We start from the raw sequence: 14286 nt of genomic DNA on the forward strand, positions 1-14286 counted from the left end.
CGTTATTTGTGGCAATCCTGGGTTGCATGGCCGCCCCTCGCTCGCCGCTGTCGCGGCTGTTCACCGTGCTGCTCGCCGGCTTGCTGGCCGGGTTGGTCCTGGCCGTCGCGGCGCTGCCGGGCAACCTGCTGGTCGGGTTGGCCGCGCGCGCCGCGATCGGGTCGTACGCCGCGCTGCCCGACGCGCTGCGCACCCCGGCCACGCCGCAGCGCTCCTACCTCTACGCCAACGACGGCAAGACGCTGCTCACCACGTTCTACGACGTGAACCGCACCGACGTCGCGTTGGCGGACATCGCCCCGGTCATGCGGCAGGCGATCGTGGCGGCCGAGGACCGGCGGTTCTACGACCACGGCGGCGCGGACCTGCGGGGCCTGGCCCGCGCGCTCATCGCCAACGTCAAGGGCGGCGGCACCGAGCAGGGCGGCTCCACGCTGACCATGCAGTACGTCCGCAACGTCCTCAAGACCGACCCGACCCGCACCGCCCAGGAGCGCGCCGCCGCCACCGACCCCACCGTCGGGCGCAAGCTCCAGGAGATCCGGTACGCGGGCGCGTTGGACAAGAGCCTCGGCAAGGACGAGATCCTCGGCCGGTACCTGAACATCGCCTACTTCGGCGCTGGCGCGTACGGGATCGCGGCGGCCAGCCAGCGCTACTTCGGCAAGCCCCCCGCACAGTTGACCCTCGCCGAGTCGGCGCTGCTCGCCGGACTGGTGCAGTCCCCGGACGCGTACAGCCCCATCGGCGGCGACAAGGACGAGGCGCTGGCCCGTCGCTCGTACGTGTTGGACTCGATGGTCGCCACCGGCGCGATCACCGCCGCGCAGGCCGCCCAGGCCAAGGTCGAGCCGCTGGCCCTGCACCCCACCGCGCAGCCCAACGGCTGCACCGCCGTCGCGCAGGGCCACGACGACTGGGGCTACTTCTGCGACTACCTGCGTCAGTGGTGGCTGACCCAGCCGGCCTTCGGCGCGACCCCCGCCGAGCGCGAGCAGGCCCTGCGCTCGGGCGGCTACACCGTCGTCACGTCGCTCGACCCGAAGATCCAGGCCACCGCGCAGCAGCAGGCCACCAAGGTCTACGGGTACGACAACAAGCACGCCCTGCCGATCGCCGCCGTCCAGCCGGGCACCGGTCGGGTGCTGGCGATGGCGGTCAACAGGCACTACAGCCTCGCCGACAACCCGGCCGGGCAGGCGAACTACCCGAACACCGTCAACCCGCTGATCTCCGGTGGGGCCAGCGTCGACGGGTACCAGGCGGGCTCGACGTTCAAGCTGTTCACCATGCTCGCGGCGCTGGAGTCGGGCCGTACGCTCTCCACCGGCTTCGACGCCCCCGCCAAGCTGCCCACCCGCTACCCGGCCGAGGGGCCGGGCAGTTGTGACGGCCACTGGTGCCCGGCGAACGCCAACCCGGCGTGGATGGACGGGTACCGGATGATGTGGGACGGCTTCGGCCGTTCGGTGAACACCTACTTCGTCTGGCTGGCCGAGCAGGTGGGCCAGGACAAGGTGGTCGAGATGGCGCAGCGGCTCGGCATCACGTTCCGCGCCGACACCGACGCCGCCTTCGCGAAGAACAACGCCGCGAACTGGGGATCGTTCACCCTCGGCGTGGCCGCCACCACCCCGCTCGACCTCGCCAACGCGTACGCCACGGTGGCCGCCGAGGGCACCTACTGCACGCCGGTGCCGGTGGTCTCGGTGACCGACGCGAAGGGCGTGAAGGTGCCCGTCGGCCAGCCGTCCTGCAAGCGCGTCGTCGACCCCGACGTGGCCCGTGCCGCGACCGACGCGGCCCGCTGCCCGGTGGGCCAGCAGTCGCCGTACGGGCAGTGCAACGGCGGCACCGCCACCGGTGTGAACGACATCCTCGACGGCCGGCCGGTGGCGGGTAAGACGGGTAGCTCGGAGGAGAACGCCACCGAGACGTTCGTCGGCTTCACTCCGCAGGTGGCCGTCGCCGGCATCGCGGCCAACCCCGACGACCCGGCCGACTCGGTGGGTTCCGCGGTGCAGAGCAAGGTGATCGACGCGGTCGCCCGCGTCATCGCCACAGCGGTGAAGGGTCAGCCGGAGAAGGCGTTCGCCGCGCCCAGCAAGGAGTTGGCCGGCGACCCCCGCCGCCCGGTGGAGCGCCCGGCGGTCCCGAAGCGCGAACAACCCCCGACCGAGGACCCCCTGTCCCCACTGGAACGCTGGCTGAACCGCCGAGGCTGATCCACCCACCCCACCCCACCCCGCCCCCACCCACCCCACCCAGCCGTGCCCGCCCGCCCCACCCAGCCGTGCCCGCCCGCCCCGCCCTCCAGCGCCCCGCCCCGCCCCGCCCGCCCCGCCCTCAACGACCCCGCCGATCTTGCACTTTCGGTTGTCTATTTGCCGTTTCTGTGCGGCTATGTCGCCACAGAAAGTGCAAGATCGCGGGGGCCGGGGGCCGGGGGCCGGGGGCCGGGGGCCGGGGGCCGGGGGTTGGGGGTGGGGGTGGGGGTGGGGGTGGGGGTGGTTAGTGTTCGCGGCGGCGGGGGCGGTAGCTCGCGATCGTTGCCGGGAGACCGCGGCGGATGATGCCGGCCCAGTCGGTGTCGCCGCGCAGGACCGCCGCAGCGGTCTTGCGGGCCTGCTCGGCGGTGAAGTGCGGCGGCAGCATCAGTTCGGCCGGGTCGACGAGCGCGTTGATGACCACCGGCCGGTCGGCGCTGAGCGCACGCTCCCAGACGCCCGGCACCTGCTCCGGCGAGTCGACCAGCTCACCGTGTAACCCGAGCACCTCGGCCCACCGGTGGTAGCCGATGTCCGGGAGTTGCTGGCTGTCTGGGAACATCGGCGTCCCCTCCGAGGAGCGCTGCTCCCAGCTGACGAACGCCAGGTCCCGGTTGTTGAGCACCAGCACCACGAACCGTGGGTCGGCCCAGCCGCGCCAGTACTTCGCCACCGTGATCAGCTCGTTGACGCCGTTCATCTGCATGGCCCCGTCGCCGATCATGGCGATCAGCGGGCGGTCCGGGTGGGCGAACTTGGCGCTCAGCGCGTACGGCATGGCACCGCCCATCGACAGCAGCGTGCCGGAGAGGCTGGCCAGCATGCCGGGTCGGACCTGCACGTGCCGGGCGTACCAGGCGGTCGCGGTGCCGCAGTCCACGGCGAGCATCGCGTCGTCGGGGAGCCGGTCGCTGAGTGTGCTGAACAGCAGTTGCGGGTTGACCGGGTCGGCGCTCTGGCCGGCCAGGTCGTGCTGGGCGCGCCGCCACGCCGAGGTGGACTCGGCGATCTGCGCCCGCCAGGCGGTCGGCCCGGGGCCGGGGCCCAGCTCGTCCAGCAGCGCCCGCAGGGTGGGGCGGGCGTCGCCGGTCAGGTTCACCTCGGTCGGGTAACGCAGGCCGAGCTGCGTGCCGTCCAGGTCGATCTGCACCGCGCGGGCCTGCCCGGGTGGCGGATAGAACTCCGAGTACGGCATGTTGCTGCCCACGATCAGCAGCCGGTCGCAGCCGGTCATGAGCTGCCAGCTCGGGCGGGTGCCGAGTAACCCGATCGCGCCGGTGACCCACGGCTCGCGATGGTCGACGACGGTGAAGCCGAGCAGCGCGGTGGCCACCCCGGCGCCGAGCCGGTGGGCGATCTCGCGTACCTCGTCCTGCGCGCCGAGCGCACCCTGCCCGACCAGCATCGCCACCCGCTCGCCGCCGCGCAGCACCTCGGCGGCACGGCGCAGGTCCGCCGTCGGCGGGACGGTCGGCGTGCTGCTCGGCACGTTGCTGGTGTGGTAGTAACCGTGCTCTTGCGGCGGGTCGGGGATGGCGGGCTCGTCCTGGATGTCCGAGGGGAGCACCAGCGCGGTGACGGTCCGCCGGGACAGCGCCGTCCGACACGCCCGGTCGACCAGGTGGCGGACCTGCGCGGGATGGTCGAGCTGGGCCAGGAACGCCGCCGCCACGTCCTTGTAGAGGGCCAGGAGGTCGACCTCCTGGTAGTAGCCGCCGCCTTCGGCGGTGACCGCCGTGTGCCCGAGCAGGGCGACCACCGGCTGGTGGTCGAGTTTGGCGTCGTACAGGCCGTTGAGCAGGTGGATGGCGCCGGGACCGCTGGTGACCAGCGCGCAGCCGAGTGGACCGCCGCCGTACTTGACGTGCGCGGACGCGGCGAACCCGGCGGTCTCCTCGTGCCGCACCTGGACGAACTGGGCGCGTTCGTTGGTGCGTTGCAGGGCGGACGTGAGGCCGTTGATGCCGTCGCCGGGATAGCCGAAGTACCGGCGTACGCCCCAACTGAACAGGCGGGAGACGATGTGGTCCGCGACGGTCGGACGCCGGGGCAGGGTGCCCCCTTCGGCCGGTGCCGTGTGCTCTGCGCTCACCTGGCTGGTCCTTCCCGTCGCGTCCGGTACACCACCGGTCGTTCCCCTTCCGGACCGGACAAAACACCGCCGCTGGGCGGACGTCGGGGCGGCTGACGGCCGTCCGGCAGAATCGTCGGGTGCCCGTCCACCAGATCACCGACCCCGACGACGACCGGATCGCCGACTACCGCGCGCTCACCGACGTCGAGCTGCGCACCCGCTGGGAGCCACCGCACGGACTGTTCATCGCCGAAGGTGAGTTGGTGCTGCGCCGCGCGTTACGCGCCGGCTACCCGGCCCGGTCGTACCTGGTCGACGCCAAGCGCGTCGACCAGCTCGCCGACCTGGACACCGGCGACGCGCCCGTCTACGCCGCCACCCAGGACGTGCTGCAACGGGCCACCGGCTTCCACGTACACCGGGGGGTGCTGGCGTCGTTCCACCGCCGTTCGTTGCCGACGGCGGCCGAGGTGCTCGCCGGAGCGCGCCGCGTGGTGATCCTGGAGGACGTCAACAACCACACGAACCTCGGGGCGATCTTCCGGGGCGCCGCCGCGCTGGGCATCGACGGGGTGCTGCTGTCGCCGTCCTGCGCCGACCCGCTCTACCGGCGCAGCGTGCGGGTCAGCATGGGCGAGGTCTTCGCGCTGCCGTACGCCAAGCTCGACCGCTGGCCCGCCGGTCTCGACGAGGTACGCGAGGCGGGGTTCACCGTGCTCGCCATGACGCCGGCGCCGGATGCCGTACCCATGCAGCTGTTGACCCCGGCGCAGCGCGCGCGGGCCGCGCTGCTGCTGGGCGCCGAGGGTCCCGGCCTGACGGCGTCGGCGCAGGCGGCCAGCGACGTGCGGGTGGTCCTTCCGATGCGGCGCGGGGTGGACTCGTTGAACGTCGCCGCCGCGGCGGCCGTGGCGTTCTGGGAACTCGGACGCGGCGATCCGCTTGCATGACCATGCGTTCTGTTGAATAATCTTTCCCGTGTCCAAGGTTCTCACCTCCCTGCCCATCGGCGAACGTGTCGGCATCGCCTTCTCCGGCGGCCTCGACACCTCGGTCGCGGTCGCGTGGATGCGCGACAAGGGCGCCGTCCCCTGCGCGTACACCGCCGACATCGGCCAGTACGACGAGCCCGACATCGGGTCGGTCCCCGGCCGTGCGCTCAGCTACGGCGCCGAGGTCGCCCGACTGGTCGACTGCCGTGCCGCCCTGGTCGAGGAGGGCCTCGCAGCCCTGACCTGCGGCGCCTTCCACATCCGCTCGGGCGGACGCTCGTACTTCAACACCACCCCGCTGGGTCGGGCCGTGACCGGCACCCTGCTGGTCCGCGCGATGATCGCCGACGACGTCCAGATCTGGGGCGACGGCTCGACCTTCAAGGGCAACGACATCGAGCGCTTCTATCGGTACGGCCTGCTGGCCAACCCGATGCTGCGCATCTACAAGCCGTGGCTCGACACCGACTTCGTCACCGAGCTGGGTGGCCGCAAGGAGATGTCGGAGTGGCTGCTGGAGCGCGGCCTGCCCTACCGGGACAGCACCGAGAAGGCGTACTCGACCGACGCCAACATCTGGGGCGCCACGCACGAGGCGAAGACCCTGGAGCACCTCGACACCGGCATCGAGACCGTCAGCCCGATCATGGGCGTCCGCTTCTGGGACCCGTCGGTGGAGATCCCCACCGAGGACGTCACGATCGGGTTCGACCAGGGCCGCCCCGTGACGATCAACGGCAAGGAGTTCGGCAGCGCCGTCGACCTGGTGCTGGAGGCCAACGCCATCGGCGGCCGGCACGGCCTGGGCATGTCCGACCAGATCGAGAACCGGATCATCGAGGCCAAGAGCCGGGGCATCTACGAGGCGCCCGGGATGGCGCTGCTGCACGCCGCGTACGAGCGGCTGGTCAACGCGATCCACAACGAGGACACCCTGGCCAACTACCACAGCGAGGGTCGCCGTCTCGGCCGCCTCATGTACGAGGGCCGTTGGCTGGACCCGCAGGCCCTGATGCTGCGCGAGTCGTTGCAGCGCTGGGTCGGCACGGCGGTCACCGGTGAGGTGACGTTGCGGCTGCGCCGGGGCGAGGACTACTCGATCATCGACACCACCGGCCCGGCGTTCAGCTACCACCCGGACAAGCTGTCGATGGAGCGTACCGAGGACTCGGCGTTCGGTCCGTCGGACCGGATCGGCCAGCTCACCATGCGCAACCTCGACATCGCCGACTCGCGCGCGAAGCTGGAGCAGTACGCGTCCCTCGGTATGGTCGGCGGCTCGCCCACCGACCGGATGATCGGGGCAGCGCAGGCGGCCTCCACCGGCCTGATCGGCGCGATGCCCGAGGGTGGCGCGGAAGCCATCGCCTCCCGGGGCGTCGCCACCGCCGAGGACGAGGCGCTCGACCGCGCGGCGATGGAGTTCGGCGTCGACTGACTTATCGGTACCCGGCAGGTCGGGGTTCAGGGTCACGGACGGTAGCGTGTCGGCCGTGTTCCCTACCGTCCGTGAGGTCCTGGCCCTGGACCCCGTCCGCCACGGCGCTCCGCGCGTGGTCGCCGGGGACGCCGGGCTGGACCGACCGGTCCGCTGGGTGCACGTCGCCGAGGTACCCGACATCGCCACCCTTCTCGGTGGCGGCGAGCTGGTGCTCACCACCGGAATCGGGCTGCCGGGCGACGACGCGGGACTGCGCGCGTTCATCGGCGACCTCGCCGACGTCGGCGTCTCCGGGCTCGTCGTCGAACTGGGCCGCCGCTACGTCAGCGGCGTACCGCGCGTGATGACCGCCGCCGCCGAGCGGCGCGGCCTGCCCCTGGTCGAGCTGCGCCGGGCCACCCCGTTCGTGCGGATCACCGAGGCCGTGCACGCGCTGATCGTCGACGCGCAGCTCACCGAGCTGCGGGCCGCGGAGGAGATCCACCAGCGGTTCACCGACCTCTCCGTCGAGGGCGCCGACGCGGCCGAGGTCATCCGGCAGGCCGCCGAGTTGTCCGGCTGCCCGGTCGTGCTGGAGAACCTGTCCCGGCAGGTCCTCGGGTACGACCCGGCGGGGGAGAGCGCCGAGCTGCTCCTGGACGGCTGGGAGCAGCACTCCCGGCGGATCCGGCCAGCCGGGCGCACCGCGTACGACCCGGACAGCGGCTGGCTGGTGACCGTCGTCGGCGCCCGGGGCCAGGACTGGGGACGGCTGCTGCTGCGCTGGCCCGCCAGCGGCGACCCACCCAACACCGCACCCCCCAACCGGCTGAGCATCCTCGTCGAGCGGGCCGCCTCCACCCTCGCGCTGGGCCGGTTGATCCGCCGTGACGCCGAAGGGCTGGAACGGCAGCTCCACCGCACCCTGCTCACCGCCCTGCTCGACCACACCCGGCCGGTCGACGAGGTGGCGCTGCGCGCCAAGGCGCTCGGTGTGGCGCTGGAGCGCCGGCACCTCGTCGGCGTGCTGGTCCGCCACCGGGCCGACGACCCCGCCGGAGAGGGCGGCCCCGAAGCCGGCCAGGCCCGGCTACGGGACCTGTCCGAGGCCGTCGGCCAGGCGCTGCGGGAGGCCAGGCTGACCGCGCTGACCAGCGCGGTCGACGACAACTCGGTGGGCGCGCTGCTGGCCCTGACCGACCCGGCCGCCGAGGACCGCGCGCTGTCCGCGTTCGCCGACGCCCTCCGTCGGGTACGCGTCGACACCGCCACGGGCCGGGCCACGTCCAACGCTTCCGCCGGGGTGATCGTGGCTGCCGGCTCCGGGGTGAGCAGCCTGCGCGAGGCCCGGCGGTCGCTCGTCGAGGCGCGGCAGATCGCCGAGGCGGCCCGCCGGGACCGGCGTGACCTGCCCGTCTTCCGGCTGCCGCACGTGGGCCTGGCCGGATTGCTGCACCTGCTGCGCGACGAGCCCCGACTACAGACCTTCGTCGAGCGTGAACTCGGCCCACTCCTGGAGTACGACGCCCAGCACCCCCGGGAGCGGCTGCTCGACACCCTGCGCGCGTACCTGGAGCAGGGGCGCAACAAGTCCGCCGGCGCTGCCGCCGCGCACCTGTCCCGACCGGCCTTCTACGAACGCCTGGCCCGGATAGCCCGCATCCTCAACGTGGACCTCGACTCGGTAGAGGCAAGCCTCTCCCTACACGTGGCCCTCCTAGCCCTAGAAGCAGTCCGAACCCCCTAACCCCACTCCCGGGCCCGCCCCGCCCCGCCCCGCCCCGCCCCGGTGATCATGAAGTTATTGCCAGTCGCCTCGGCGTGTCGTGGCAATAACTTCATGATCAACCGAGTGCTGGGCCCGGGGGTGGGGGTGGGGGTGGGGTGGGGGGGTTAGGGGGCGGGGGTTAGGAGAGGGCGGTTAGGGCTTTTGCGTAGGTTGCGGGGATGTGGTTGGGGCCGCCGGGGGTGAAGACGTCCGTCTGCGCCACCGCGGACCACGCTGTGGCGGGGACCGCCTCCACCAGGGCTTTGATCACCGGGGCGTCGCGCCACTGGTCCTGCTCGGCGAGCAGGCCGAGGGCCACCACCGACTCCTCGACCTCGCCCACGCACTCGAACGGCTTGTGCCCGTCCACGCCCAGCAGCTCCCGGTAGCCAGGAATCTGCTCCGGGTCGGCGAGCATGTCCCCGCCGAAGATGTGGGTGACCCGCTCCCGGGGCATGAACGGCGCCATGGCCAGGAAGACGAACCGGCATTTGGGGCAGTTGCGGCACCAGCGCTCGGAGGCGTCGCGCAGCTTGAAGGCGGCGTTGCAGCTGGTCACCACGTCGTCGTACCGGTCGAACTCGGCGAACAGTCGGGCGATGTGCAGCTCGGACAGCGAACGCAGCAGGGAGAAGTACGGCTCGGTCAGCCCGGCGTGCTCGGCCAGCGCGCCCCGCAGCAGGCCCTCGGCCTCGACACCCTTGGACCACTGGTGGTTGATCTCGTGACCGTTCCAGATCAGGTTCGGGTCGGACGCCGAACGCTCGTTGGACATCACCACCGGCCCCAGCCCGTGCAGTACGGCGGTGGCGACCGCGATCAGGGAGTTGATGGCGGTGACCGGGATGTGGCCGTTCAGCGCGCCGGCGGTGTTCAGGTCGAACAGCACCGGGTCGATCCGTCGGCGGGCAGCGAGGGGGGTCAGCCCGGACGCCTCATTCACCGCGACGATCACGTGGTTCGGGTTCACCGAGAACGGCACCGGGTCCAGCTCGGCGCGCCGTAACGCCTCCAGGCTCACGATCGAGTCCTTGCCGCCGCCGACCGCCGAGAGCGGGCGACGGTCCGAGTTGTCGTACACCCGGGGTGTTTCCGGGATGCCGGCCGGCACCTCCGGACGCAGTTCCAGCACGTGCGGCAGCTCGTTGCGGTACGCGTACTCGGCGAGGCCCTTGGTGTAGACGGCCGTGACGTAGTCGACGGTGGCCGCGCCCAGCGGCGCCGGCAGCACCAGCCGGGCCGGCGCGGCGGTCTTGTAGTAGCTGACCCCGGCGACCAGGTGCAGCACCTCCAGCACCCGGTCGAGGGTGGCCACCGTCTCGTCGGACGGCGGCTCCGCCGGCAGGGGAAGCGTGATCACCTCGGTGAACCGCTGCTCACCGGCCGGGCCGGTCAGCGCGTAGTCGAACAACGCCTCGCCGGTGGCGAAGTCGATCGAGTAGGACGGGAAGGTGAAGGCGTCCATCCGCCGGAGCTGCTCGTTAGGCACACGCCATACTAGGCCCTGGTTCGTCCGGCCGTGTCCGGACCGGGCCCCGCCAGCCGCCGCCGTGACCCCCGAGGAGAGCCCCGTGCGCCTGTCTGACCTGCGCGGACGTACCGTCGCCGTCTGGGGTGCCGGCCGGGAGGGCCGGGCCGCTGTGACTGCCATCGCCGCGCACGGCCCCGCCGAACTGGTCGCGGTCGACGACAGCGCCAACTTCCTCTCGCTGCCGTGGGAGGGCCCGCTGGCCGAGGCGGCGCCGCTGGTGACCGGCGAGGCGGGATTCGCAAGGTTGGCCGCCGCCGACGTGGTGGTCCGCTCGCCCGGTGTGCCACAGACCCACCCGTGGCTGGTCGAGCTGCGGCGACATGGCGTCCTGGTCACCCAGGGCACCGCCCTGTGGATGGCCGACCACGCCGCGCGCACCGTCGGGGTCACCGGCAGCAAGGGCAAGAGCACCACGTCCAGCCTGATCAGCCACCTGCTCACCGCGATGGGCCGGTCGAACGTCTTCGGCGGCAACATCGGGGTGCCCACGCTCGACCTGCCCGAGGCCGAGTTGTACGTGTTGGAGCTGTCCAGCTACCAGTGCAGCGATCTCACCGACTCGCCCCGGGTCGCCGTGGTCACCGCGCTCTTCCCCGAGCACCTCGACGCGCACGGCGGGGAGCGGGAGTACTACCGCGACAAGCTCAACCTGCTGGCCCACGACCCGCAGACGATCGTGGTCAACGGCACCGACCCGCGGCTCGCCGCCGAGCTGGGGGATCTGCCGGCGGTGCGAGCCGGCCGTCCCGACACCACCCACGTCGCCACCGGTGCCGACGGCACGCCCTGGTTCCACCTCGGTGACCAGCCGCTCTTCCCGCGTGCCGTGCTGCCGCTGGTCGGGCGGCACAACGAGGGCAACCTGTGCGTCGCGCTCGCCGTCCTCGACGCGCTCGGCGTCGACGTGGTGACCGCGAAGGACCACCTCGCCATCGCCGTCGCCGAGTTCCAGGGGCTCGCCCACCGGCTCACCGAGATCACCGACCCGTCCGGGTTGACCTTCGTCGACGACACCCTGGCCACCAGCCCGTACGCGGCCATGCACGCCATCGACGCGTACGACGGGCGACCGTTGACGGTGATCGTCGGCGGCAACGACCGGGGGCTGGACTACACGCCGTTGGCCGAGCACCTGGCCGAGCGGGAGCTGACCGTGATCGGGATTCCGGACAGCGGCGCCCGCATCGTCGAGGTGCTGGCCAACCTGCCGAAGGTCCGGACCGAACTGGTCGACGACCTGGTGGAGGCGGTACGGCTGTCCCGGGAGGTCACCCCGGCCGGCGGCGTGGTGCTGCTGTCCCCGGCCGCACCGAGCTACGGCCGGTTCCGCAACTTCGAGCACCGCTCCGAGGTCTTCGCCCAGGCCGTCCACCAGACCGCCACCGCCGGCTGAACCCCGCGCCGCCGGCTCAGCCCAGGCTCTCGTGCAGGGCGCGCATCGAGCGGATCGCCGAGCGGATCTCCTGGAGATAGCGGCCCGGGGTGAGGGTCTGCTCGGGCAGGACCGCCACGTCGGCCACCGCCGGGTCCACGCCGACCGTGTCGATGTCGCAGCCGTAGGGCACGGCCAGGGTGCGCAGCGCGTCGCAGTGCTGGAACGGCACGTAGATCGGCGCGGTGACCGTCAGCACCTCGTCGCCGGGCGCGAGCCGGACGTGCCCGGCCCAGAACCGCTGGGTGTCGGCGGTGTGTGCCCGCCGCCGGTCCGGGTCGCTGGACGGCGCGGCCAGCACCCGTACCGGTGGCAGGCCCGCCGGCCGGTAGGTCCGCGACGACCAGGACTGGTGGGGGTGGCCGGCGTCGACGCCGTCCTGCTCGGTCGGGGCGGTCACCCCGAACACCTGCCGGACCGCCGTGTCCAGCACGTTCACCTCGGTCTCGTCCGGAGGCAGGCCCGCGTCGGCAAGGGTGGCGCGTTCCCACTCGGACAGTGGTCGGAAGCTGCCCAGCACGGCGACCTCGCCGGTCACCCGCAGGCCGGCGCGCAGCAGATGCGCGGCGTACGCGACGCGACGCACGCAGGCGTGCGCCAGGCCGCCCAGCACGACCAGGTGGGCGTACGCCGGGCGGGCCGGCGGCACCGCACGCACCATGCCGAGCGCGGCGGCCGCGTCGAGGACCAGCCTGCACGTGAGCGCGTCCAAGGTCGGCTCCCGCGCGTCCGGGCGTTCGCGCCCCTGCCGGAAGTCCCAGTGCCGGGCGGAGAAGTCGTCGAGGAAGCGCAGCACCTCGGCGAGGTCGCCGGTCGGCCAGCCGCCGCCGAAGTGCCGGACCAGGCCGCGGAGCGCAGTGGAGTCGACCCAGGCCCGGACGTCCGCCGTGATCTGCTCGGCGACCGTCGAAGTCGACGGGGCCGCATCCGCGCTCTGCACCTGCCGGATGCTACCGCTCTCCACCGGCGGGGCCCGCGGGTTGTGGCTGGCATCTACCCTGGCAGAACCGGCGGATTGGGGGAGTTCGATGGTCCGTGACATGGCCCGCCGACGGCCCCGGGAGCGCGGCGGCGCCTCCGACGGCTTCGCGCGTCTGGTGGCGCACACCGACCCGGTGGCGTTGGTCGGCATCACGTTGTCGATCAGCCTCAGCGTCATGCTCGACCTCACCAACGCCGCCTCCGGAGTGGAGTCGCTGCTGGCCGGCCTGATGGGCATCACCATCTCGCTGCTGGTGGACTCGCTGGCCCGCGCGGAGCGCCGGTTTCACCTGCGGACGTTGCTGGACGGGCCGCCGTGGCTCGTCCACACCACCACGGAGCTGGCCGGGGCCATGCGGGAGGCGGCCGAGCAGCACGCGGGCACGCGGGTCGCGGCGGAGGCGCAGCGCCGCTACGAGCAGTTCCGGCTGGAGGCCGAGCAGCTCGCGCAGGGGCGGATCATCCGGCGTGGCGACGAGGACGAAGACCTGGTCGGTGCGACCCGCGGCTGCGTGCACCGGCTGGATGCGTTGACGAACGTGATGCCCCGGGCGAGCGGGGAGCTGAGCTGGTGGCGCAGCGAGGTCGGCCGACGCTACTGGGAGGCGAACGTCGCGGCCCTGCAACGGGGCGTCCGGATCACCCGGGTCTTCGTCCACGCCACGCTGACCGATGAGCTGTCCGCGCTCGTGCAGCGGCAGCGCGCGGCCGGGGCGCGGGTGGGTCTGCTGCCCTTCGGTGTGGTCAGTCCACAGCTCCTCGTCAATCTGACGGTCTGGGACGGGGCGAGCTGCTGGGAGGCCCGGATGACCGCGCACGGCGAGATCGGCGAGAACCAGTTCTCGGTCAACCGGACGGACGTCGAGCGCCTCACCCGCGTGTTCGACGTCTGCGTGAACGCCGCGACCTTCCAGGACTGACGGCCGGGACGGGGAAGCCATGACGGTGGGTGCGGTCCTGCTGGTGACGGCCGTGGTCTGGGCGGTCAGCGTGATCCGCTCGATCCGGCTCCGGGCATTGGTCTACAGCCTTCCGTTGCCGATGACGCTCGCCCTGGTCAGCACGCCTTACGGGGTGGGCGGCGCGCAGGTGCTCGGCGTGCTCGGGCTCAACCTCTTCTTCGTCACCGTGGCGGTCACTCACCAGCGGCTGCGCTGGCCCATCCTGCTCGCCGACGGCGCGGGGATCGCTGTCTACGTGGCGCTGAGCGCGGGTCTGCTGGCCGTCGACATCCCGTTCGAGGCGGCCCTCGCCGCCACGCTCGTGCTCTGGCTGGCGGCCATGCTCCTGCTGCGCCATCGCGCCCGTACGCGGGTCGCCTCCGACGCCGGAGAAGCGGACGCCGCCGCTGCCGGCGGAGGGGACGCCGTCGCTGCCGGCCCGACCGCAGTCGACGACGCGGGCTCCGGCGCGGAGACGCCGACCGGAGGCCGTTCGGACGGCCTGCCGGCGCTGCTCAAGTTGCTGGTCATCTTCGTGGGCGCGATCCTCACCGCGGTGCTCGGCGCGGTGTTGCGCGGCATGGTGGTGACATTCCCGTACTCGGGGGTGCTGGTCGCCGTCGAGGCCCGCCGGCAGTTGTTCGAGTTCAGCTGGCACTTCTCTCGCAACAGCCTCGCGCTGGTCGGTTTCCTCACCGCGTACCACTACCTCCAGGACGTCTCGTCGGCCGTCGCGTTGGGCGCCGGCTGGGCGGCCTTCGGGGTGCTCGCCACTGCCCTACACCTGCCCCTGGGCCGCCGCGGAGCCGCCCGGGCCAGCGCGTCGGGACGCGTGTCGAGACCTCTGCGGCCGGCGGCCGAGCCACCCACCGTGCGGTGA

10 protein-coding genes are annotated in these 14286 nt (G+C 72.5%); 7 read left to right on the plus strand and 3 right to left on the minus strand.

What is annotated here, in order from left to right; translation table 11 throughout:
- Window positions 1-26 precede the first annotated feature (26 nt).
- Window positions 27-2225: a transglycosylase domain-containing protein gene (locus ABZU91_RS26345; protein WP_355245712.1), complete on the plus strand. Its 2199-nt coding sequence runs from the start codon at window positions 27-29 to the stop codon at window positions 2223-2225.
- 286 nt (window positions 2226-2511) lie between these two features.
- Here the strand turns inward: ABZU91_RS26345 and ABZU91_RS26350 are convergent, their stop codons facing one another.
- The gene (locus ABZU91_RS26350; RefSeq protein ID WP_355245714.1) at window positions 2512-4359 is read right to left on the minus strand and encodes a thiamine pyrophosphate-requiring protein; all 1848 of its coding nucleotides are present in this window, start codon (window positions 4357-4359) and stop codon (window positions 2512-2514) included.
- A gap of 92 nt (window positions 4360-4451) precedes the next feature.
- On the opposite strand from ABZU91_RS26350, the gene ABZU91_RS26355 reads away from it, so the two are divergent.
- Genes ABZU91_RS26355 through ABZU91_RS26365 form a run of 3 tightly spaced genes read left to right on the plus strand, consistent with a single transcriptional unit; the run spans window position 4452 to window position 8500 of the window.
- Window positions 4452-5291, plus strand: coding sequence for an RNA methyltransferase (locus ABZU91_RS26355; RefSeq protein WP_355245795.1), 840 nt, complete (start codon window positions 4452-4454; stop codon window positions 5289-5291).
- Window positions 5292-5319: 28 nt separating this feature from the next.
- Complete coding sequence (gene argG / locus ABZU91_RS26360; RefSeq protein WP_355245717.1) at window positions 5320-6771, plus strand: argininosuccinate synthase; 1452 nt, start codon at window positions 5320-5322, stop codon at window positions 6769-6771.
- A 46-nt stretch (window positions 6772-6817) separates the two neighbouring features.
- A complete protein-coding gene (locus ABZU91_RS26365; RefSeq protein ID WP_355245720.1) occupies window positions 6818-8500 on the plus strand; it encodes a PucR family transcriptional regulator ligand-binding domain-containing protein in 1683 nt (560 codons plus the stop codon).
- Between the two features lie 160 nt (window positions 8501-8660).
- Here the strand turns inward: ABZU91_RS26365 and ABZU91_RS26370 are convergent, their stop codons facing one another.
- The gene (locus tag ABZU91_RS26370) at window positions 8661-10010 is read right to left on the minus strand and encodes a hypothetical protein (RefSeq protein WP_355245723.1); all 1350 of its coding nucleotides are present in this window, start codon (window positions 10008-10010) and stop codon (window positions 8661-8663) included.
- A gap of 82 nt (window positions 10011-10092) precedes the next feature.
- Between ABZU91_RS26370 and murD the strand changes: the two genes are divergently transcribed.
- Window positions 10093-11445 carry a UDP-N-acetylmuramoyl-L-alanine--D-glutamate ligase gene (murD, locus tag ABZU91_RS26375; protein WP_355245726.1) on the plus strand — a complete coding sequence of 451 codons (1353 nt, stop codon included), beginning with the start codon at window positions 10093-10095 and terminating at the stop codon, window positions 11443-11445.
- A gap of 16 nt (window positions 11446-11461) precedes the next feature.
- Here the strand turns inward: murD and ABZU91_RS26380 are convergent, their stop codons facing one another.
- Window positions 11462-12424, minus strand: coding sequence for a hypothetical protein (locus tag ABZU91_RS26380; protein ID WP_355245729.1), 963 nt, complete (start codon window positions 12422-12424; stop codon window positions 11462-11464).
- An 88-nt stretch (window positions 12425-12512) separates the two neighbouring features.
- On the opposite strand from ABZU91_RS26380, the gene ABZU91_RS26385 reads away from it, so the two are divergent.
- Both ABZU91_RS26385 and ABZU91_RS26390 read left to right on the plus strand, forming a co-directional pair.
- The gene (locus ABZU91_RS26385; RefSeq protein ID WP_355245732.1) at window positions 12513-13385 is read left to right on the plus strand and encodes a hypothetical protein; all 873 of its coding nucleotides are present in this window, start codon (window positions 12513-12515) and stop codon (window positions 13383-13385) included.
- A gap of 19 nt (window positions 13386-13404) precedes the next feature.
- Window positions 13405-14286 carry a hypothetical protein gene (locus tag ABZU91_RS26390; RefSeq protein WP_355245735.1) on the plus strand — a complete coding sequence of 294 codons (882 nt, stop codon included), beginning with the start codon at window positions 13405-13407 and terminating at the stop codon, window positions 14284-14286.

The organism is Micromonospora sp. NPDC005174 (assembly GCF_040608495.1).
Classification (GTDB): domain Bacteria; phylum Actinomycetota; class Actinomycetes; order Mycobacteriales; family Micromonosporaceae; genus Micromonospora.

Excerpts from the sequence above, each read along its gene's own strand:
- ABZU91_RS26345 (WP_355245712.1), top strand. The coding sequence starts at position 27 with ATGGCCGCCCCTCGCTCGCCGCTGTCGCGGCTGTTCACCGTGCTGCTC.
- ABZU91_RS26385 (WP_355245732.1), top strand. The coding sequence starts at position 12,513 with ATGGTCCGTGACATGGCCCGCCGACGGCCCCGGGAGCGCGGCGGCGCC.
- ABZU91_RS26390 (WP_355245735.1), top strand. The coding sequence starts at position 13,405 with ATGACGGTGGGTGCGGTCCTGCTGGTGACGGCCGTGGTCTGGGCGGTC.